This window comes from Bradyrhizobium oligotrophicum, from assembly GCF_051168495.1.
In the GTDB taxonomy this organism is placed as follows: Bacteria; Pseudomonadota; Alphaproteobacteria; order Rhizobiales; family Xanthobacteraceae; genus Bradyrhizobium; species Bradyrhizobium oligotrophicum_A.
Window position 1 is genome coordinate 652055 of the sequence record NZ_JBNPVB010000001.1, and the last position, 21174, is coordinate 673228.

Annotated in this window: 14 protein-coding genes; 7 read left to right on the top strand and 7 right to left on the bottom strand. The window is 64.4% G+C overall.

The features are described from left to right. Positions 1 to 13: 13 nt before the first annotated feature. A complete protein-coding gene (locus ACQR1B_RS02820) occupies positions 14 to 6892 on the bottom strand; it encodes a S8 family serine peptidase (RefSeq protein WP_434831345.1) in 6879 nt (2292 codons plus the stop codon). Between the two features lie 1710 nt (positions 6893 to 8602). Further along, on the bottom strand, positions 8603 to 10624 hold the full coding sequence (locus tag ACQR1B_RS02825; protein ID WP_434831344.1) for an adenylate/guanylate cyclase domain-containing protein: 2022 nt from the start codon (positions 10622 to 10624) through the stop codon (positions 8603 to 8605). Between the two features lie 391 nt (positions 10625 to 11015). Here ACQR1B_RS02825 and ACQR1B_RS02830 point away from each other — a divergent pair, with 391 nt between their 5' ends. Genes ACQR1B_RS02830 through ACQR1B_RS02845 form a run of 4 tightly spaced genes read left to right on the top strand, consistent with a single transcriptional unit; the run spans position 11016 to position 13534 of the window. Then, positions 11016 to 11321 carry a BufA1 family periplasmic bufferin-type metallophore gene (locus ACQR1B_RS02830; RefSeq protein ID WP_434831343.1) on the top strand — a complete coding sequence of 102 codons (306 nt, stop codon included), beginning with the start codon at positions 11016 to 11018 and terminating at the stop codon, positions 11319 to 11321. 32 nt (positions 11322 to 11353) lie between these two features. Then, positions 11354 to 12259 carry an MNIO family bufferin maturase gene (gene bufB, locus ACQR1B_RS02835; RefSeq protein ID WP_434831342.1) on the top strand — a complete coding sequence of 302 codons (906 nt, stop codon included), beginning with the start codon at positions 11354 to 11356 and terminating at the stop codon, positions 12257 to 12259. Further along, the gene (locus tag ACQR1B_RS02840; RefSeq protein WP_434831341.1) at positions 12249 to 13031 is read left to right on the top strand and encodes an HvfC/BufC N-terminal domain-containing protein; all 783 of its coding nucleotides are present in this window, start codon (positions 12249 to 12251) and stop codon (positions 13029 to 13031) included. Before bufB ends, ACQR1B_RS02840 begins: the two co-directional genes overlap by 11 nt. Next, positions 13028 to 13534, top strand: coding sequence for a DoxX family protein (locus ACQR1B_RS02845; protein ID WP_434831340.1), 507 nt, complete (start codon positions 13028 to 13030; stop codon positions 13532 to 13534). Before ACQR1B_RS02840 ends, ACQR1B_RS02845 begins: the two co-directional genes overlap by 4 nt. Positions 13535 to 13626: 92 nt before the next feature. Here ACQR1B_RS02845 and ACQR1B_RS02850 read toward each other — a convergent pair whose 3' ends face one another. Beyond that, positions 13627 to 14769 carry a patatin-like phospholipase family protein gene (locus ACQR1B_RS02850; RefSeq protein WP_434831339.1) on the bottom strand — a complete coding sequence of 381 codons (1143 nt, stop codon included), beginning with the start codon at positions 14767 to 14769 and terminating at the stop codon, positions 13627 to 13629. A 51-nt stretch (positions 14770 to 14820) separates the two neighbouring features. Beyond that, a complete protein-coding gene (locus ACQR1B_RS02855; RefSeq protein ID WP_434831338.1) occupies positions 14821 to 15645 on the bottom strand; it encodes a 3-hydroxybutyrate dehydrogenase in 825 nt (274 codons plus the stop codon). 197 nt (positions 15646 to 15842) lie between these two features. Between ACQR1B_RS02855 and ACQR1B_RS02860 the strand changes: the two genes are divergently transcribed. Next, positions 15843 to 16730 carry a LysR family transcriptional regulator gene (locus tag ACQR1B_RS02860; RefSeq protein WP_434831337.1) on the top strand — a complete coding sequence of 296 codons (888 nt, stop codon included), beginning with the start codon at positions 15843 to 15845 and terminating at the stop codon, positions 16728 to 16730. 9 nt (positions 16731 to 16739) lie between these two features. On the opposite strand, the gene ACQR1B_RS02865 is transcribed toward ACQR1B_RS02860, so the two are convergent. Then, positions 16740 to 17447, bottom strand: a complete 708-nt coding sequence (locus ACQR1B_RS02865) for a peroxiredoxin-like family protein (protein ID WP_434831336.1) — start codon at positions 17445 to 17447, stop codon at positions 16740 to 16742. Between the two features lie 290 nt (positions 17448 to 17737). Between ACQR1B_RS02865 and ACQR1B_RS02870 the strand changes: the two genes are divergently transcribed. Next, on the top strand, positions 17738 to 18220 hold the full coding sequence (locus ACQR1B_RS02870; protein WP_434831335.1) for a cupin domain-containing protein: 483 nt from the start codon (positions 17738 to 17740) through the stop codon (positions 18218 to 18220). A 120-nt stretch (positions 18221 to 18340) separates the two neighbouring features. Beyond that, entirely contained in the window at positions 18341 to 19546 is a 1206-nt protein-coding gene (locus ACQR1B_RS02875; protein ID WP_434831605.1) for an MFS transporter, read from the top strand. 126 nt (positions 19547 to 19672) lie between these two features. On the opposite strand, the gene ACQR1B_RS02880 is transcribed toward ACQR1B_RS02875, so the two are convergent. Beyond that, entirely contained in the window at positions 19673 to 20524 is an 852-nt protein-coding gene (locus tag ACQR1B_RS02880; protein ID WP_434831334.1) for an alpha/beta fold hydrolase, read from the bottom strand. A 74-nt stretch (positions 20525 to 20598) separates the two neighbouring features. Then, positions 20599 to 21150: a carboxymuconolactone decarboxylase family protein gene (locus ACQR1B_RS02885; RefSeq protein ID WP_434831604.1), complete on the bottom strand. Its 552-nt coding sequence runs from the start codon at positions 21148 to 21150 to the stop codon at positions 20599 to 20601. Between the last annotated feature and the right edge of the window lie 24 nt (positions 21151 to 21174).

Sequence of the window (21174 nt, forward strand, 5' to 3'; positions counted from 1 at the left end):
GCCTTGCGCTCGGCTACACGATGAGGAAGTCCTCGTTGGTCATGGCGAGCCCTTTGGAGAGAATCGCGATCTCGATCGCGCCGCCGGCCTTGTTGCCATTGGCGTCGTAGATCAGCACGCCGGTGTCCGCGTTGTAGATAATGTGGTCATCGCTATCGAGCGCTCTCGATCCGGCTCGGAATTCGGAGGCCGACAGCGCTTGGCCCTCGTGGCCGCGCAGCGCCGCGAAGATCTCGTGATCGAGCCAGATCGTATCGTCGGCGACCGAGAAGTCCGTGATCGTGTCGCGGTTCTCTGCGCCGTGATGATGCCACTCATCTCTGCCGGGACCCCATGTGGTCCACCGGCAGCCGGACGACAGCGGCGAGCTGAACACGAACGCATCCGTGCCCTCGCCACCGGTCAGGGTGTCGTTGCCTCGGCCCCCGTCGATCACGTCGTTGCCTGCGCCGCCGTCAATGACGTTGGCGCAGCGATCGCCCTCGAGATGGTCGTCAAAGGCGGAGCCCCCGAGGTTCTCGAACCCCCGAAGCGTATCGATGCCCGTCGACGCGCCCGTATCCTGCGCATCCCACACGGCAAGACTCACGGAGACTGCCGATGTGGCATGCTCGTAGGAGGCGGTATCGATACCAGTGTCGCCGTGCATCTCGTCGTCGCCGCCGCCGCCCTCGATGACATCGTTGCCGCCGCGGCCATCGAGCCGATTGTCGCCGGCGTTGCCGGTGATGACATTGGCTTCGGAGTTGCCGCTGCCGCCCCTTGCGCCATCGAGGAGCACGAGGTTCTCGACGTCATGTCCGAGCGCGTAGCTGCTCGCCGAGCTCTTGACCGTGTCCGTGCCCTCATGCCAGCGCTCGATCACCTTGTCGTTCGCGCTGTCGACGAGATAAATGTCGTCGCCACGATGGCCGATAAAAGTGTCGCGTCCGCCAGCGCCATCGAACAGATCATTGCCGTCGGTGCCCACCAGCGTGTCGTTGCCCGCGGTGCCTCGGATGACAGGCGTCTCGGCGACGTCGGTGATGGCAAGATGATAGGATACGCTGCCCTCGGGGCCTCCCGGGATCGACGGATCGTCCACCACGACCGAGACGTCCAGGCTGTGCATCTGCTCGTAGTCGAGTTGCATGCCGGCCTTGAGATAAAGCCCGGTGACGCCCGCAACGGTGAGGATCTCGAACGCACTGGCGCTGCAGCCGACGAGCGAGAGAGAGTTCTGCCGGAAGCTGCTCGCTGTATCCGCGTCGCTCACGATGATGTCGGCGACCTTCAGCGGAGCTTCGATGGGCGTATTTTCCGCGATCGAGGACAGCATGGGAGCGAGCGACACCGAGGCTGTCTCGTTGACGTCAGTGACATCAATCGAGAAGGTCTTCTCGGTGCTGAGACCGCCGGTGTCGGTTACCTTGACGGTGATCTCCTGCGACCCGTTCGTCTCGAAATCGAGCGCGGCACCATCGGCGACGACGAGCCTGCCGTCGACGATCGCGAAGCGTCCGCCCGCGTCGGCGGTCAGCTCGTAGCTCAGCATGTCGTTCGTGTCGGGATCGGTCGCCGACAGGATGCCCACGACCGTGCCGGCCGCCGCATCCTCGGCAACCGAGCTGCCTCTGAGCGCGATATCGATCGGCGTCTCGTTCACATCCGTGACCGCGAGGGAGAAGGCGATGCTTGCGTCCGGCGTTGTGCCGACGGCCGTATCGTCGACGGTGATGACAAGATCGAACTGCGTCTTGCCGCTCTCGAAGTCGAGCGCCATCCCCGCTTTGAGATAGAGCTCATTGCCGTCGATCTCGAAGGACCCGCTGTCGCTGCCAGCAAGGCCGAGCGCGTTGCTTCCCTTGCCGTCGTCGGCGACGACGATTTCGGCGACCTTGATCCGTTCGCTCGTCGCGCTGTTCTCGGCGATGGAGGTCAATACGTTCGCGAGCGACAGTCCGGTCGGGGCCTGATTGGCGGATGGGAGCCCAACGTCCTCGTCAGTCAGCGAGCCGTCAGCGAACTGGAACAGTTCGACACCGGTGACGGTATCGACGGTGCCGTCCAGCCGGTTCGTCAGACTGACCACGCCGTCATTGACATGGATGAGATAGTCCGCGATTTCGCCGGTGAAAACGGCCGTATCCATGCCCGTTCCGCCGTGGAGGGTGTCGTTGCCACCGGCACCGCCTGCGAGCGTGTCGTCGCCCGCGTCGCCTGTGAGCTCGTCATCGCCCATGCCGCCGGTGAAAACGACCGCCTCGCTCGTCTGAGCGATCGCCTTTACGGCCCCGGCCGCGCCCTCGCCGGTGACGCCCGACGCGTCGAGGATGCGCAGCCTGCCGATGTCCGTGCCGTCGACCGTTAAATCCCAGCCGGTGTTGCCGGAGATCTTCAACGTCGTCGTTGCATCGAGATCGAGGATCTGCGCAAAGGCGTCCGTCGGTGCGGACGACAGCGGTGGGATCTCGATGTTCGGATCAAAAGGAGCATCATGATACGTCGTATCGCGCGAGTCCGTCGTGATGTTGACCGTCTCTGCGTCCACGACGTGGATCTTGCCCTGGTCCTCGCCATCCGTTGCAAGCCCGATGAAATGCAAGGTGATCGCATCATTGGCGGCATCCCCCATGAGATCGAGATGGAGAGTGCCGAACTCGTTTCCATAGGTCGTGAAGATGTAGCCGCCCACGCCGTCGACGGACTGAACCGGATCGGAAACCGAGCGAACGGTCACGTCCGAGTGGTCGACAACGCCGATGACCGAATTGTCAACGTCGGCGTTGGTGCTGCCGGTAAAGCGCAGCTTGGCGAGATTGTCGAAGTGGGCGAGGTCGACGACCTGGTTCGTGAGCGATGTCGCGTCGAGCTGAAGGATCTCGAAATTCTGGATGTGCCCGCTGATGTCGCCGATCGCGGCGGCAACGGCGAAGGTCATGCGCAGCGTATCGCCGGCCACCTCGGTCTGAATGGGAGGGGAGCCGGGAGGAGTGAACTCCGAGACGCCGCCGTCGAGCGTTCCGCCGTCCTGGAACGCGCCGCTTCCCAGAATGCGTGCCTCATCGTCCCCGGCGCCGAGATTGATCATGCCGCGCAGTCCACGCCCGGCATTCGTGCCGGCGTCCTCTCCCTGCGTGCCATCATTGGACATGTTGACGTCGCCGAGATTGCCGAAGCGGATCAGTTCGCTGCCCATGCCGCCGGAGAAGGAGTAGTCGGCGTCGCCGCCCGCTGTCGCCAAGCGGCTGTCGTCCAGGGGCGTCTCGATGGTGAGAACGCCGGATTGACCGAGCTGTGAAAGATGTTCGACGGGGCTGAAGCCGGTGAAGGGCGCCGCAATCGTCTTGACGTTCGGAATGAACCATTTGATGGCACCGCCGGTGACGTTCAGGAACGTGAACGATGTGGCCGACGCGAATGAGAGATTGAAATCATTGACGGCCGCGCCGTTCCAGTTGTCGGCCAGCAGGCCAGAGCCGACCGAGTCCGATACGAGACGGACACTTGTCGCGGTGTCATCGATGATCTTGGCGTCCGCTGCCATGTTCAGGCCGAACGTCATCAGGGTCAATTCGCGGGTGCCCGCGGCGGCGTGAACCGTCACGGTTTCGGTCATCTGCTGGCTGAGCTTATCGCCATCAGGCGTGTACGCGCCGAGCCAGGTCAGCTCCAGCAGCGTCAGCGCATCGCTGGAGATGTCGACCGCGCCGTAGGTGTGCTCGATACCCACCGTCTGCAGGAGGTCATGCGTGCCGTGCTCGGCTCCCAGATCCGCAATGGTGACGTCGTCGGCCCAGTCGATGACGGAGCCGATCTCGTAGCCGTCATATTGACGCACGATCGGATCGTAGGACTGCTCGAAATACCCGTTCTGGATGACGTCGACGAGCGGGCGCGACAGCATCCGGGTATGGTCGGCGAACTCGATCAGCTCGATATCGTCGAACCGCACGCCGGTCCGCTCGGCCACGCCGTTGACGATCCTTTCGAAGTAGACGGTCTGGTCGTGAAAGGCAGGGGTGAGCGTATCGAGCATGTAGATTCGATAGTCCGCTTCCTTGCCTGCGAGCACCAACGTGTCGATGCCGGCCCCGCCGGAGACATAGTCGACGTCGCCGCTGCCGGGCAGCAGGCGGTCGTCGCCATCTCCGCCGATCAGGTCGTCGCTGCCGGACCCGCCGACGAGAAGATCGTTCCCGTCGTCGCCAACCAGCAGGTCGTCACCACTCAGGCCATAGAGCTTGTCGTTACCAGATCCGCCATTGAGGTAGTCGCCGTGGGCGCCGAGATATTTCCAGGTCTCGTCGTTGATCTGATCGTCGCTGCCGATCAGCAGATCGTTGCCGCCGCCGCCGACGATCGAATCCCCCAGTAGCGGGTATGCTCCTCCACCGATCAGCGTGTCGTTGCCGTCGCCGCCGATGATCGTGTCGAGACCCGTGCCACCGTCGACAAAATTGTCGCCTGGCCCAGTGTAGATGATGTCGTCGCCGCCGAGCCCGTAGATCTCGTTGTCGCCGGCGTCGCCCCGCAGGGTCTCGCTCGCCGCGGTCCCCATGACCGTGCCCGCACCCTGACGGTCCGCCGCGGATGTCATGACAGTGGGCGCTACGTCGACGATCCGATCGTCGGCCGCGATGATCGCCTGAGGCGAAGATGAGACGACGGTAAAGTCGGCGGCGGACAAGTCCGAAGGCGCATCGGACAGCCTCGCAAACTGCACGGCGGCGGCACTGCCGTTGCCGTCGGCATCGAAGAAGAGCGCCCCTGTGCTCGCATCATAGAGAATGCGATCGAGAGCGGTCAGGGATCCCTGGCCGATGACGTAGAACACGTCGATGCCGAGCGTTCCGAGATCGAGGCCGGCGAAGATCGAGGCATCGAGCCAGATCGTGTCCTCGCGATGTGTAAAGTCGACAATGATGTCGAGGTTAGTTGCCGCATCGAGAGCACGGTCGAACAGGAACTGATCGGCTCCTTCGTCTCCCTCGAGGACGTCGCTGCCGGCGCCTCCGGAGAGAGTATCGCTGCCCGCGCCGCCGATCAGCGTATCGTTGCCGCGCATGCCGTGCAGCTTGTTGTCGAGCTGATTGCCTGAGATCACATCGTTGCCGTCACCGGTGACCGCGTTCTCGATCTCGGTGCCGGCGGCGATCGTCAAGAAGGCATGGCCGTCGACGGTCGACGTTTCGCCTGCGGAAAGCGAGATGACCAGGTTTCCGGACATGGCTGCCATATCAAGCCAGTCCGCATTGCCTCCTTCGTCGCTCAGGGTCTGGCGGGAGCTCTGGTCGGCCAACGTGGCCAGCACCTCGTTGGTGTAGTGGTAGACGTCGTTCGCGAGGTCGTTGCCGGCGGCAGCGTCGTCGCGCCCATGCAGCGTAACCGTGGCGGCGTTAAGGTGCCCGGCATCGTTGCCGAACCAGGCGTCGGTGATGCGGAGAGTCCAGATACCATTGGCATCCTCCCCACGGAATGCGTTGGCGCCCAGGCTGAGGTGCACGCCGCCGGTTGCATCGTCGAAGATGAAGTCCCGGTTGAAGTCGGCGAGCTCGACGACCGTGCCGTCAGGCGAGATCAGCGAGATGCTGAGGTCAGCGAGATATTTCGAACCGATGCCCTGGATGCCGCCGAAAATGTCGATGACGACCGAGGCGGTCGACGCGCTGTGGGCAATGTCGATGTCGATGTTGACGAATTCGACGTCGAAATCCTTGCCCGAGAAATCGAACTGGATGTCCGTGCTGGTGAGGTCATTGATCACTACCCCGGCGGAGAACGTCGACGACAGCGAAGTCTCGTTGGTGCTGACCTGGGGCGCCTCGAACAAGCTCCACACCTCGGCCATGCGCACCGCGTTGTAGGCATCGACCGCGCCGAAACCATAGTCTTCCGAGAAGTGCAGGCCGCCGCCGTTCCAATTGTCGGCGCCGTTATAGAACCAGCTGTTGTCTTCCGACGCCGTGGGTTGGCCGCCGATGCCGCTTCCAATCTCCCGTGCAGAATAGGCCAGGATGTTCTGTACGTCGCGCCAGCCGAGATCTGCATTGGCGTCCAGCATCAGGGCGACGATGCCGGAGACGATCGGCGTCGCCCCTGACGTGCCGCCGAACTGGTTCGTATAGTTGGACGGGACGATCAAATCGCCGCTCATGTTGTAGCCGAGTTCGCCCAGCAGATCGGTCGTGACGAGGCCCGGATCGATATGCACGTCGGCCGGATCGAGGAAGCCGCGGCGATCGCCGCTCGAAGGCGCAGAGACCAGCAGGTTGGCGCCGAAGTTCGAATACCAGGCGGCATCGCCGGTCGCGTCATACGCTCCGACCACGATGGTTGCGCGCGACGTGTCCGCGGCATCGCCGTTGGCATTGAGATCGTCATTGCCCGCGGCCTTGGTGATGATCGTGCCGAGGCCGCCGCGGCCGGACTCGACCGCTGCCATGAAGCCCGACACGATCTGCGCGTTCGATGCATTGGCCCGCTGGTAGAAAATCGGCTGAGCGCCCCAGCTGTTGGAGATGATATCGAACGTCCCCGCTTGGCTGAGGGCCTCCAGAAAGCCCGAGAAGTTGCTGTTGATGTCGGCGACGCCGCTGAAGATCGGGATTCCGGTGATGCTGCTGCCATAGGCCACGCCGACCGTGCCGACACCGTCGCGCGCCGCCGCGATCAGCCCCGCCACGGCGGTGCCATGCGCGCCGCCATTGCTGGTGGTGACGGGGAGGCTTGCATCGAGACGCTCGCCACCCACCAGGACTTCCAAGCCGGCGTCATAGTTCGGCGCCAGATCAGGATGCTGCGTCTGGATGCCATCGTCGTAGATTCCGACGTGAACTCCAGCTCCTGTGAACTCCTCCCAGATCTTCTGAACGTCGCCGAGGAAACCGAAATGCCATTGATCGTCGAACAAGTCATCTGTGGGGGGCGCCACCGCTGAGGCAGGGGTCGTGGTCGGGGTTGGCATAGATGCGGTTGACTCGGCAGCCGCGGGACCGCCGTCTTGGGGGCGCAGGTGATCACTGCCAGGCCGATTCTGGACCTCACTCGCGCTCGGTCTGCCGTCGCCGTCGTCAGCCCTTGCCGCCGCGCGGGTAACGACCGCCTGCACTTTTTGCCAACCCCAAGCCTGATTCGAATCGGGCGTTGAAGTCAGACTTGCGGCGATGGCCGGAGTCGCGGCTGCCGCGCTCGCGAATGCGTCGGGGCCGAATGGCGCAGCCCCGGCATTGTCCAGGTCACCATTCGGTCCGGTCGCGCCGGGAAAGCCGGTGGCAACGATGTTCACGTCGCCCAGACCCATGGTGTGCCACTGATCGCCAGACAGACTCCCGACGGACGCTAGATCCGATGCGGAGCTAGAATCCGTCGGGTCGGACGACGGCGGCATGGCAGACGTCGGACTGGGTGCCGTATGGATGTCGGGCGAGAGCTTGTCCCGAAGAGAGGCTGCTGGCGTAGCTCGCGAGTCGCTCCACGCGACGGATTTCGTTGTCCGCAGATTGACCACGGCGTCCTCCTCTTCTTGTTGTTTCTTCAAGGTCGTTAATCGCTCCGAGTTCTCGCCCGCGGCACTCGCGTTCGAGGGGCTCGCTGATAGCCGGCCTGTTTCCATGTGGTTTTGAAGCGTCGACGACGATAGCGATCGACCGGTCGATGCTCGCCGGCTGCCGTGACGTTAGTGAAATGCACAACACTTGCGATTGGACCGCTTGTGTCGATCGGGAGCGCCTCGGCTCAGCAAGGTGAGCCTTGCCGCGCCGGAAAGTCGAGCAATTGGACGCTTCGCTGCAATCAGTCATGAAGCGTGTAGTTCATCGATCTATATGGCGAAAGTTCGGGTTTCGTGTCTCGTCTTTGCAGCGGTTGGCGCACCCGAACTGGAATACGTGTCGGCGGAGGACCGGCGAGCTACGTCGTAGCGTCCAGGTTGAGTCGTAATTCCGCACGTTGGCACAGACGTTTGTCGTCACTCCGAACCACTCTTCGGAAAGACGAAGGGCGCAACTGTTCGCTTCTAGATATAGCAATGGAATATTTTGCACCGACGCTGCGTTGGATAAGCTATTTGGCAAATCAGCAGATGTGCCGCGGGAGATGTGTCGCGTGTTGATCGGGAAAAAGTCTCCATTTGTAGATCAGACAGTTCCCGTGTCGCGTCGACGTGATGATGGCCGATTCGATTTTGTGTTTCGGTTTGCCGCCGGTCCGCTCGATCAGCGAGGGCGAAGAAGAAGGAATCGATTCAAAGAATTGACGATGCCAGATTCGCATTGGCTGCGGACGCTGGGTGAAGGAGCGCCGCCGCCTGTTGCTTCCCGCTGGCTCACTGGCCGCGCGAACTGATGCCACCCTTCGGTTTTGCTCTTTCGCGAAGGATCGTCTCGGCTCTTGCGTCGAGCGTAGACGGGGCGTAAGGGCCGGCGGTCTGAATGGTCGTGACGCTCGTCTGAGGTCCGCCGGCATGGCGGATACCGTGGGCGCGCCGACGATGATGGCCTGCTCGCTCCAACGGAAATGCTGGAGGGCTCTTGCTGCGATACGTGTCCGCTATCCGTCTGCCACGACGGTCCAGCCGCGGCACACCCAGTGAGCTTAGATCTCGCTCGCGGACAAGCTGTCGTCACTTCGCGGTCAGGGCCGCGACCGGTTGCCAGGCGAAATCGCCGGCGTTGGTGAGCATGCGCCTGCTGCGTTCCAGCATCACGCTTGCGGGCCCGTCATGCGGGCGCTCCAGCAGCACCTGCGCGAAGCCGGCGGCGGCCCCGGCGAAGTCCTTGACCCTGTAACAGGCCAACGCGCGTTCGTAGTCGTCGATCCAGGACGGACGTCGCCCGATCGCAGCGCCGGTCACGCGCGCGATCAACTCATACGCTGCCAGTCCCTGCTCGCGGCCATAGACGCCGATGCGGTCCACCTCGCGGGCGATGATCGAGGGGCCGGCGCTCTGCGCGGTGGCTTCTCCCATCAGCACCGTGGTGCCATAGGCCTTGTTGGCGCCCTCCAGCCGGCTCGCGACGTTCACGGCATCGCCGATCACGGTGTAGTTCAGCCGGAGTTCGGAGCCGATATTGCCGACCAGCATGCGGCCGGTGTTGATGCCGATCCGGATCCGCAGCTTCTGTCCGAGATCGTCGACGAGATCGGCCTCGTCGATGGCGCGCTGGCAGGCGAGCGCGGCGAGGCAGCAACGCAAGGCGTGGTCGGCCTGCGGCTGTGGCGCGCCCCAGAACGCCATCACGGCGTCGCCGATGAACTTGTCGATCGTTCCGCCATGCGCGACGACCACCTCCGAGACCAGATCGAGATAGCGCGACAGCAGCCCGACGACGCCGTCGCCCATCCGCTCCGACAGGCCGGTGAAGCCCGCGATGTCGATGAACATCACGGTCAGCTCCTGCAGCGTCCCGCCCGGTTTCGCCTCGACGCCCTGACGCAGCAGTCCGCGGACCAGATCGGTTGGAATGAATTTGCGGAACGCCGAGAGGCCCGACGCCATTTCGGCGATGGCCCCCGACAGGCTGCCGATCTCGCGCAGCCGCGACGGATGACGGCGCACCGCTTCCAGCGCGAACGCCTCGACGTGGCGCAATTCGCCGACGACGCGCGCGAGCGGGACCGCGATCATGGAGCGCACCAGGATCGCCGAGGCGAGCGCGGCCAGCGCAGCGCCTGCCACCAACATGATGATCAACCGGCGCAGGGTGGCCTGCACCGGGCCGAGAAACTCGGCTTCCGGGATCACCGTCACCAGCCGCCAGCCGGGGAATGGCAGCGGTGTCACCGTGGTTTCGTAGGCATCGGCGGCATCGGAGAGGCGGCTGCGCCAGGCGTCATCCATTTTCTGGGCGATGGCGGTTGCGACCGCCCGTCGCGCGAATGTCAGCAACACCGGCGGCTCACCCTGCGCCGGATTGATCTCGTCGGCCTTCGCGTCGGGCGACGCCACCAGCGCGCCGCTGCCGTCGAAGATGAAGGCGGCCCCGGTGCGGCCGACCTCCAATTGGGCGAGGAAGCGCGACAGCCGCGTATACTCGATGATGATCGCCAGCACGCCCTGCCGTTCCTGGTACACGTCGATCGGTCCGGCGAAGGCAATCGCCGCGCGCTCACCGGTCGGATGCTCGGCCACCCTGGACCAGTCCGGCCCGTCGGCGGCGATCGCAGTCTTGAACCAGGGCTGCTCCGTGACGCGGAAATCGGTCGGCACGAATCGTCGGCTGGCGAATTCGATGTCGCCGGGGACGACGTCGTATTCGTCGATGCGGCGCTCGCCGGCATGATCGGTCAGCGAGATTTCCATCATCTCCAGCCGGCGATCCCCGAGCTTGTGAGCGGCGAAGAACGCGCCATCGGGCCAGCCGAACGCCGCCCAGGAGATCGTCGGATGCGACTGCAGTTGCGACAGAAAGACGAATTCGCGCTTGTCGGCTTCGCGGGTCTCGAGCACGTTTTGGAGAAACAGGGTGCGGATCGCGGTGTGCGCGGCGCGCGCCTGATCGACGATGGATGCAACCTCCTTGCGGACGGCGGCAACGATCTGGTCGTTGATGGTCGACGCCAGCTGACGGCTGGTCGCGTCGGCCGTCCGCCACCACACAAGGCTGGACGATACCGCCGTCAGCAGGATGGCAGCCAGGACCATCGCGGAGACCACCACGCGAATGCTGACGGTAACGCGATGAGATGCGGGTCTCGCATGTGGATGTCGCGCGTCTGGAGTCACCGCCTGCTTCCCATGCCCGCCTGTGATGCTTGATCGCCTTACGCCTGGGCTGCTCCGCTCGTTACGTTAGGTCTTTGCAGGCTGTGGGCGGAGAAAGCCAATGCCCAGGCGCTAACGCGGCCATAGGCACAAGGCATTGGCGCCCGGCCGTCGGCTCCAGGCTAATTCGTCCCGGCGCTGCACGAAGTGGGCGCATGTCGATGTCTCACGGATCTGTGATCAGGACCGCTGCTAACGGCGATCCCAATCGATCCGAAGGAGACAGTGCCAATTCGCCGGTGCGGGCGAAGCAAACGATGAGGAGAACTCCATGTCGACCAAGACCACCATCACCTCGCTGGCGCTCGCGGGCGCCGTCTCCACGGCGCTGGCCACGCTGGCCGCTGCCGGCCCTCTGACCAAGGCCGAGGTCGATGCCGCCGTCGCCGCGAAGAAGGAGAAATGCTTCGGCGTCGCCTTGAAGGGCCAGAACGACTGCGCCGCCGGCCCGGGCACGACCTGCCAGGGCACGTCCACGACCGACTACCAGGGCAACGCCTGGAAGTTCGTGGCCGGTGGCACCTGCGCCAATATCGAGCTGCCCAACGGCAAGCGCGGATCGCTGAAGCCGATCTGAGCTGGCGACGAGCAGGGGCAGGGAAGAACAGCATGACACATGCGGTCGCGTTGCGGGCGTCCAATCCCATGCCCCTGTGCTTCCCTCCGCCGCTCGGGGGTGTGGCAGGGACCTGCTTCAAGCATGAGCATCTCCCCGCCATTCTCGGAGAGCCGCCGCAGCGCGGCTTCTTCGAGGTCCATGCCGAGAACTACATGGGCGCCGGCGGCCCGCCGCATCGTGCGCTGGAGCGCCTGCGCCGCGACCATGCGCTGTCGCTGCACGGTGTCTGCATGTCGATCGGCGGCCTGTCCCCGATCGACCGTGACCATCTCGCCCGGTTTCGCGGGCTCGTCGCGCGGTACCAGCCGACGCTCGTCTCCGAACATCTGGCATGGTCGACGCATGCGACCAGCTTCTTCAACGACCTGCTGCCGCTCCCCTATACGGCGGCAACGCTGGCGCGGGTCTGCGACCATGTCGACGAGGTCCAGGAGGCGATCCGGCGACCGATCCTGCTGGAAAATCCCGCCACCTACGTCACCTTCGCTGACTCCACGATCAGCGAAACCGATTTCCTTCGCACCGTCACGCAGCGTACCGGCTGCGGGCTGCTGCTCGACGTCAATAACGTCTTCGTGTCCGCGACCAATCACGGCTTCGCGGCACTGGACTATTTGAATGATTTTCCGCTCGCGATGGTCGGCGAGATCCACCTCGCCGGCCATGCCGAGCAACGCGACGACGATGGCGATGTCCTGCTGATCGACAGCCATGACGGACCGGTCGCAGACGCAGTCTGGAAGCTGTTTGAAATCGTCATCGACCGTTGCGGGCCGCTGCCGACCTTGATCGAGTGGGACAGCAACATCCCGGAATGGTCCGTCCTGAAGGCCGAGGCGACCGCGGCTCAGCGCATTCTCGATCGAGCGGCCGAGAGCACACGCCATGCAGCCTGACACCTCGTTCGACTATGCAGCGGCGTTTGCCGCGGGCCTGCTCACGCCCAGCGCGGCAGCTCCAGCCGGCGTCACCGGACCGGGCAGCAGGCCGGCGGGCCGCCGCTACGACGTGTACCGCAACAATGTCACGGTGAGCCTCGTCAATGCGCTGGCCGCGATCTATCCGGCGGTGCAGCGGATCACAGGCGAGGCATTATTTCGCGAGATGGCGCGCTGTCATCTGCGACAGACCCCGCCGTCATCACCGCTGCTGTTCGCGTATGGCCGCGACTTCCCGAGCTTCATCGAGACATATCCGCATGCCGCGGAGCTGCCGTGGCTCGCCGACGTGGCGCGGATCGAGCGCGCATGGCTGGATGCTTACCATGCCGCCGACGCCGCGCCACTGGCTCCAGCGGCGCTGTCGATGATCCCGCCGGACCGGCTCGCCGACGCCATTTTCATTCCGCATCCCTCGACCCGGCTCGTCCGCTCAAACTTCGCCGCGGTGACGATCTTTGCCGCCAATCGGACCACTGAGCCGACAGCACGCATCGATGCCTCGACCGCCGAGGACGCTCTCGTGGTCCGTCCGGATTTCGACGTCGAGGTCCGGCGGCTGCCGCCCGGCGGGGCGGTCTTCGTCGCCAGCCTGATCGACGGCCTGCCGCTCGGCGAGGCTGCCGCGCGTGCGCTGGACGCCGATCGGCAGTTCGACCTCGCCATCAACATCGCCGGTCTGATCGAGGCCGGCGCTTTTACCTCAGTCACGTCGGGACATGCGCGATGATCACAGAGCAGCGTATCGCAGCCAGTTCGAATCTTCCCTCCGTCGGTGCGCTCGCCGACAGAGCGACGCAGCTCGTGCAAATGGTTGCCCCACCTTCGGTGGCGCAACTGGCTCTACGGGTCGCGCTGGCCGTGCCGTTCTGGCGATCGGGCATCCTGAAATGGGACGGCTTCCTGAAGCTGAGCGAGACCGCCGTGACCTTGTTCACCGACGAGTTCATGCTGCATCTGCCCGGCGGTCCCTATCATTTCCCGGCTCCGAACGTGATGGCCTTCATGTCCGGCTGCGGCGAGATCATGTTTCCGGTGCTGCTGGTGCTCGGTCTGGGAACGCGGTTCGCTGCACTCGGCCTGCTGTTCATGACCGCAATCGTCGAGCTCACTGTGCCCGATGGCTGGCCGCTCCACATCACCTGGGCGGCAATGGCGCTTGCGCTGATGGCGCATGGCGGTGGACGGATCTCGCTCGATCACTTGATGTGTGCTTGGCGAAGCCGGAGCTGATCGACGTACGTCCAAGAATTCATGTGCGCATCGAAGCCGCGTCCGACCGGACACGGCTCGTCTCCCTGTTCGTGTAGCTCGCGGCGGCGTCTTCACTCCGCCGCGATCGGCAACTCGGCCATGTGCTCGTGCAGGACCACGCCCGAGAGCGCGTCGAACTCGCCGATCCACGGCTTCCGCTGCAGAACGGATTGGGTATGGGCGTAGCCCGCGTCCCAGCGCTGCATGATGCCGGAGCGACTGAAGTCGATGTCCTTGGTATGGGTTTCGTGGTCGAGCTGCGGCGCGAGAAGGCGCACGACGTGCATCGTCGTCGAACAGCCGTAGCTGGCAAGCTCCCGGACGGCCGGGTCGTTGCGCTCGTGCTCCGGCAGGCGCGCCGCGAGCTGGTTGATGACATGGCGGAGTCGGTGCGCCTGTTGCTGGCGCGCAATCTGGCTCACGATGCGGCTGGAGTATTGCACGTCCTTATGGCGGTTCAGCACCTCGGCCATCGTCGTCGGCTCGGCTCCCACCGGATTCCAGAGATGGACGGCGAAGATCAGCGAGTTCCTGCGCGGATTGTCGTCGAACACGGCTTCAGTCGGCGTGTTCGAAAGAATGCCGCCGTCCCAGTACAGTTCGCCGTCGATGCGGATGGCGGGAAACGCCGGGGGCAGGGCGCCGGAGGCCATGACATGCTTCACCGTCAGCTCGCCGTCGCGGCTGTCGAAATAGCGCATCTGGCTGGTCCGCACATGCGCCGCACCGATGGTCAGGCGGGGCGCGCAGCTGTTCAGCAGATCGAAGTCGACCAGATCGATCAGTGTCTTCTCCAGCGGGGTCGTCGAATAGAAGCCCGCATTGTCGGCCCCGAGCGGGTAGGAATAACCGGCATGGGCGAGCGGGTTGGGACGAAAGAAGCCGGGAATGCCGCTGGTGATCGTCGACCAATAGGTGAGACGTTCGTTGAAACCTGGAAACGCGGTGCGCAGGTTCCAGACGGAATTCTGCTCCATCCGCTTCCAGAACTCGCGCAGCCTCGTCAGCCGCTGTTCGGGCGCATTGCCGGCGATCAGGCTGGCATTGATGGCGCCGATCGAGGTGCCGATGATCCAGTCCGGCTCGATGCCTGCCTCATGGAGCGCCTGGTAGACGCCGGCCTGGTAGGAGCCGAGCGCGCCGCCGCCCTGCAGCACCAGCACGATCTGTCTTGGCTGGTTGTTGATGGCTTTCGCAGCGTCCGTGACTTTCATGTGCAGCTCCTCGCCATGCTTCCATTAGGTCCTGAGGCTCATCTCGAGGTGTCAATGCGCGGTCCAGCCGCCGTCGACCGGCAGCGCTATTCCGGTGATCGAGGCCGCGGCGGCGCTCGACAGAAACACGGCCAGGGCGCCAATTTCATCGACCGTCGCAAAGCGCTTGTTCGGCTGCTGGCCCAGCAGCACGTCGCGGATCACCTGGTCGCGCGGGATGCCGTGGGCCTTGGCTTGTCCGTCGATCTGCGCCTCGACCAGCGGCGTGTAGACGTAGCCGGGGCAGATCGCATTGCAGGTGATGCCGGCTTCCGCCGCTTCCAGCGCAGTCACCTTGGTCAGGCCGACAATGCCGTGCTTCGCCGCGACATAGGCGGACTTGAACGGCGAGGCGACCAGCCCATGAGCGGAGGCGACGTTGATGATCCGGCCGAAGCCGTTCTGGCGCATTGCCGGCAGCGCCAGGCGCGTGGTGTGAAAGGCCGACGACAGGTTGATCGCAAGGATCTGGTCCCATTTCTGCGGCGGAAATTGTTCGAGCGGCGCGACATGCTGGATGCCGGCATTGTTGACGAGGATGTCGAGCCGGCCGGATCGAGCGATGGTCGTTTCGATCATCTCGGCGATGGAGTCTGGGCTCGTCATGTCGGCCGGGGCGTAGTTCGCCCTGACGCCGCATGCAGTCGCGATCTGCTCCCGCGTCATTTCGATGTCTTTTGCATCGCCGAAGCCGTTCAGCACGATGTCGGCGCCGGCCTCGGCGAGAGCGCGTGCGATGCCGAGCCCGATGCCGCTGGTCGACCCGGTGACCACCGCCACCTTGCCTGCGAGGGGGCTGGTGGTAACCGGAGACGGCATCTGCGCAGTAACGTTCATGGCTGATCCCTCGTAAAATGTCGTGGCGAGCCGACGCCTTGGGGTGTCCGATGTCGCTCACAGTCTGAGCGGCCGGCGGGTGAGATGGAAATACTGCATGGCTTCCGAAACGATAGGCCGGCGCTATTGCAGCCCGGATGTCCTTCAATCCGGTTTTTGCTATTCAGTCACGAGACACAGGAGCAGGGAGGCGATCGATGGAGATGCACCAGGTCCGCTATTTCCTCGCCGTCGCGCGGCTGCTCAACTTCACGAGGGCCGCGGAGGAATGCAATGTCACGCAGCCGTCGCTGACGCGCGCGATCAAACAGCTCGAGGCAGAACTGGGCGGTGATCTGTTTCGGCGTGAACGGCCGTCCGCCCAGCTGACTGAACTGGGTCAGCGTATGCACCCGCTCCTGCAACAGTGCTACGACGCCGCGCTCGGAGCCCGCTCGCTGGCGTCCTCGTTCAAGAGTGGTGAGGTCGGCGCCTTGCGGATCGCGCTCACGCATTCGATCGACCTTGCGTTGCTGATCCCGCATCTCGAACAGATCAAGCGGCAATTCAACCGGCTGGAATTTCGCTTTCTGCGCGGCGATAGCCGCGAGGTCGCGGACTATCTGAAGAAGGGCGAAGCCGAGCTCGGAATTGCCGCCGAGATCGACGAGAGCTGGGATCGGCTCGATGTCTGGCCGCTGTTCACCGAGCATTTCGAACTCGTCGTGCGCACGGACCATCATCTCGCCGGCCGAAACCCGGTCGACATCGACGACCTGCGGACCGAGCAGCTCTTGAGCCGGACCTATTGCGAGCATCGCAACCGGATTTCCGATAGCCTGCGCGAGCACGGCCTCGACATCGACCGCGGCCACGACATCTGCTCGGAGCGAGACCTGATCGAGCTGGTGCAGGCCGATATCGGGGTCGCAATGATCCCGCACAGCTCGCAAGTGCCGGACACGCTAAGGCGCACCATGATTGATGGTCTCGATGCACGGAGAACGGTCAACCTCTACGGCGTTGCCGGCCGCCAGCGCACGGCCGTGGCCTCGGCCGTGATGCGGATGCTTCGGGGCGCAGACTGGCGCGCGATCGCGGGCTGAGAAGATCGCTCAGCTGACTTGCCTGAGCGCGTCGACGAGGTCCTCGACGTCCATGCGCCGGCGGAAGTCCGGATCGACGAAGCGCGACGTCACCAGGCCGTCGCGGCCGACCACGAACACAGCCGGGATCGGGAGCATCCAGCCATCATTGCCGTGGAATCTGGCGAGGTTCTGGTGGGACAGCAACTGCTGGATCTCGTGGCCGAGCCAGATCGCGAGGTTCAGCGACAGAGCATAGCCGTTGTCGAGATCGGTCAGCACCGGAAAGCTCGCGCCGCAATCGGCCTTGAACTGGCCGGTATACTCCTGGGTTTCCGGCATGATGGCCACCAACTGGGCGCCCATGTCTGCGATGCGCGGCTGGGCCTGGATCACGGCGCGGACATTGAGCCGGCAGTAGGGACACCAATGCCCGCGAAAGAACATCACCGCCACCGGGCCCTGCGCCAGCAGCGACGAGAGCGCGACGAGACGCCCACGCTCATCGGGCAGGATGAAATGCGGCATTGCTTCGCCTGGGCGCGGCGCATTGACGCCACCTCCATTCTCCCCGAGCCGCTCGACCAGCCGGTCCACAGCCATGGCATAGGCCGGGAAGATCTCCCGGCCTGCGTCGGCATAGGCGCGCAGCTGTTCGTTCAGTGGGCCGTCCATCTCGCGGCAGCGCTGAAACGCGAGCTTGAGCCGTTCGGCATCGGCGGAGGAGAGAGCGGTCATGGTCGGCTCCGACAAGGGCTGCAGAATAGGGCGGCTGCGCCGTTCCTGAAAGGGCGCCGACGCGCAAGGTGCGGCGAACCACGCTAGCGATCGACTTCGGCGGTCGGAAATGCCGATGTCCAATCAGTTCGATAGCCGCTGCCAATCGCGAAGCGCTCCGTGCGACGCGTTCGTCCCGATACGGATAGCTCCACGCTATCGTCCCGGAAGACACTCGGCATTTCAGAAAGGCTCGGCCCGCGATGACAATGCCGTCACTGCTCTCGATCCACTCCCAGAGGATATTCCTAATGGACCACCGTTTCCGCCTTTCCCGCAGATTGTCGCTCGGCCTCGCTGTTTTCGGCGCGGCCGTCCTGATCGCGCAGCCCACGTTGGCCGGCGAATGTCCGGCCGACAAGATGAAGCCGAATGCGCGTTCCATGGTCGACTACAAGCCGGTCGGCGTGACCGACGTGACGCTGGGGTCGATCGATCTCGAGAAGCAGCCGGCCAACATCAAAGACCGCGAGTTGCGCTTCCGCAAGCTGACCATCGAACCCGGCGGCATCGTGCCCTGGCACAGCCATGACGACCGGCCGGCCCTGATTTTCGTGCAGCAGGGCGAGATCGTCGAATACGCCTCCAATTGCGTCGACCCGATCGTGCACAAGGCCGGCGACATCCGCCCCGAAGTCCATGGCACCTCGCACTGGTGGAAGAACCTCGGCAAGGAGACCGTCATCCTCTATGTGGGCGACGTCCGCCGCGATCCGCACGATCACAACATGTGACGACCGGGATGCAACGGGCTCCTCTCGTCCAACGATCTCGTTGCCCGATGTGACGTCCCCGCCACCGCCCCCGCGCTGGGCGTCACATCTTCCCGCGTCTCGGCAGGAGCGTCTCTCATGATGACGGACATGTCCGCGGCACCGATGACGCCAGCTGCAATGGCGACGGTCAGCCATGGTCCGAGCGCCATACGCCGCTCGCTGGTCATCGGGCTGACCGCGTTCCTCACCGTCGTCGATCTGTTTGCGACCCAGGCGATCCTGCCGGCGCTGACCCGCCATTATGGCGTGACGCCTGCCGCGATGGGCTTTGCCGTCAACGCCTGCACGATCGGCATGGCCATCGCGAGTCTCGTCGTCGGCATCTTCAGCCCGCGGATCAATCGCCGCGTCGGCATCCTGCTCAGTCTCGTTCTGCTTGCCGTGCCGACCAGCCTGCTGGCGGTGGCTCCCGGTCTGATGACCTTCACGGCACTCCGGGTCCTGCAGGGTCTGTGCATGGCCTCGGCGTTCGCGTTGACGCTGGCTCATCTCGGCGAGCAATGCAGCGCGGCCGATGCGGGCAGCGCCTTTGCGGCCTATATCACCGGCAACGTCGCGAGCAATCTCGTCGGGCGCCTGATCGCTGCAGCGGTCGTCGATGGTCTCGGGCTGGCCTGGAACTTCCTGCTGTTCGCCGCGCTCAACCTGGCCGGTGCCGTGCTGGTGTACGTCACGATCCGCGGCGCTGCGCCGAACATCGCGGGCGGACCCGGCGACAGTCCATCGAAGGCCCTGGCGGCACACTGGCGCAAGCCGCGTCTGCGCGCGTCCTTCGGCATCGGCTTCTGCATCCTGTTTGCGTTCATCGGCACCTTCACCTTCGTCAATTTCGTCCTGGTGCAGCCGCCGCTCTCGCTCGGAATGATGACGCTCGGTGTGGTCTACTTTGTGTTCGCGCCCTCTGTGGTCACGACGCTGCTGGCGGGGCCAGTCGCAATCCGGCTCGGCACCCGCGCAACGCTGTGGGCGGCTCTGGCATTGGCCGCGTCCGGCCTGCCGCTGTTGCTCACGGCGCACCTTGCTCTCGTGCTGGGCGGCATGGTGCTGGTGGCGGTAGGAACCTTCTTCGCGCAGGCTGCCGTCACCGGCTTCGTTGGGCGAGCGGCGAGCGAGAATCGAGGTGTCGCCAGCGGCAGCTATCTCGCCTGCTATTTCTTCGGTGGGCTCGCTGGCAGCGCGCTGCTCGGCCAACTGTTCGACCGGCACGGCTGGACTGCCTGCGTCGCAGGAATAGCGCTGGCGCTCGGCATGGCGGCCGCGCTTGTGTCGTGGCTGAAAGAGTGACCGGACTTGCTGTCCAAAGCCGTGCTTCGACGAGAACCCCCGCTTCACATCCTCCTGTTGTTCAGGCAGGAGCGGGGGTCCGGAAGTTCGGATCGCAGGAATTTGAGCCAGCTGGCGGGGATGATCTCAGCCGGCGAAGCTCGCCTTGATTTCGGCTGCGACCGTGGCGGCGTTCTCGTCGAGGACGAAGTGGCCGGCATCGAGCCAGACGAGGCGGGCGTCGGGCAGGTCGGCGAGGTAGGCCTCGGCACCGGCGGGGATGAAGAACGGATCGTTCCTGCCCCATATGATCAACGTCTTCGGGCGATGGGTGCGGAAGGCCTGGTGCCAGCTGTCGTAGAGCGCGACATTGGTCTTGTAGTCCTCGAGCAGGTTCAGATGTGCCGCATCATGGCCGGGGCGGTCGAGCAGCGCCTGATCGTGCGTCCAATTGTCGGGACTGATGGCTTCGACATTGCGCGCGCTGACCTGATATTGGTACTTCGTCGTGTCGGCGGAAAGGAGCCCGCGCGCGGCGGCCTCGCTGGCTGCGTCGCGCTTCTCCCACAGCGGCAGGAAGATCTGCGCCGGCATCTCGCCGACGCCTGCCATATAGGCATTGGTGTTCTGGATCACGAAGCCGGTGACGGCCTTCGGATTATGCGTGAACAGCCGGAAGCCGACAGGGCCGCCATAGTCGTGCATGTAGAGAATGGTGGAGCTCAGTCCGAGCTTCTCGATCAGCCCTGCCACATGCGTGGTCAGCGTCTCGAAGCTGTAGTCGAACTCGGCAACCGATGGCGCATCCGACTGGCCGAAGCCGATGTAATCGGGCGCGATCACGTGGAACCGATCCGCCAGCAGCGGGATCAGGTCGCGGAACATGAAGCTGCTGGTGGGAAAGCCGTGCAGCAGGATAATGGTCGGATGTGTCGGATCGCCGGCTTCGCGATAAAACACCTGGCGATCATTGATGGTGGCGAACTTGTAGAGAGTCACGGGGAAGCTCCGATGAAGGGGGGAAAGGCGCCAGGCGCGCGAGGACAGCCGGTACTGTCCTCGCACCCTTGGGGTCAGGCGGCCTTGCTGGCTTCGACGACCGGGAAGTCAATCTCTGTCTTGAACACTTCGTTGAAGAAGTTGGTCCAGCTGTTCAGAGCGACGTGCTGCACGATTTCGATGACCTGGGCGTCGGTGTAGCCGGCGAGCTTCACGGCGGCGAAATCGGCGTCGGTGATATGGCCGCGATTGAGCGCGACCAGGGCTGCGAAGCGAACGGCGGCGTCGGCCTTCGGATCGTTCGACGCGCCGTTGCGGTTGGCGGTGATCTCCGCGTCGTCCAGCCCGGCGAGGTTGCGGCCGAGATAGGTGTGGGCCGACAGGCAGTAGCTGCAGCCGTTGATTTCTGCCACCGCTAGGGCGATCCGCTCACGCGTCGCGGCGGGCAACGAACCCTTGCCGAGCGCGCCGGACAAAGCGAGATAGCCTGCCAGCGCCTGCGGGCTGAGCGCGATGGCGCGGAACATGTTCGGCGTGCTGCCGAGCTGCTTCGCGACTCCTTCAAGCAGCGCACGCGAGGCTTCGGGCGCGTCGGCGATGGTGGCGGGGGTGGGGATACGGGTCATCGGATCGTCCTTTCGCGACAGCCG

Coding starts and splice junctions, on each gene's coding strand:
- ACQR1B_RS02830 (WP_434831343.1), top strand. CDS start 11,016: ATGTCGACCAAGACCACCATCACCTCGCTGGCGCTCGCGGGCGCCGTC.
- ACQR1B_RS02885 (WP_434831604.1), bottom strand. CDS start 21,150: ATGACCCGTATCCCCACCCCCGCCACCATCGCCGACGCGCCCGAAGCC.
- ACQR1B_RS02855 (WP_434831338.1), bottom strand. CDS start 15,645: ATGAACGTTACTGCGCAGATGCCGTCTCCGGTTACCACCAGCCCCCTC.
- ACQR1B_RS02845 (WP_434831340.1), top strand. CDS start 13,028: ATGATCACAGAGCAGCGTATCGCAGCCAGTTCGAATCTTCCCTCCGTC.
- ACQR1B_RS02825 (WP_434831344.1), bottom strand. CDS start 10,624: ATGGTCCTGGCTGCCATCCTGCTGACGGCGGTATCGTCCAGCCTTGTG.
- ACQR1B_RS02865 (WP_434831336.1), bottom strand. CDS start 17,447: ATGACCGCTCTCTCCTCCGCCGATGCCGAACGGCTCAAGCTCGCGTTT.
- ACQR1B_RS02850 (WP_434831339.1), bottom strand. CDS start 14,769: ATGAAAGTCACGGACGCTGCGAAAGCCATCAACAACCAGCCAAGACAG.
- ACQR1B_RS02860 (WP_434831337.1), top strand. CDS start 15,843: ATGGAGATGCACCAGGTCCGCTATTTCCTCGCCGTCGCGCGGCTGCTC.
- ACQR1B_RS02875 (WP_434831605.1), top strand. CDS start 18,341: ATGACGGACATGTCCGCGGCACCGATGACGCCAGCTGCAATGGCGACG.
- bufB (WP_434831342.1), top strand. CDS start 11,354: ATGACACATGCGGTCGCGTTGCGGGCGTCCAATCCCATGCCCCTGTGC.
- ACQR1B_RS02870 (WP_434831335.1), top strand. CDS start 17,738: ATGGACCACCGTTTCCGCCTTTCCCGCAGATTGTCGCTCGGCCTCGCT.
- ACQR1B_RS02840 (WP_434831341.1), top strand. CDS start 12,249: ATGCAGCCTGACACCTCGTTCGACTATGCAGCGGCGTTTGCCGCGGGC.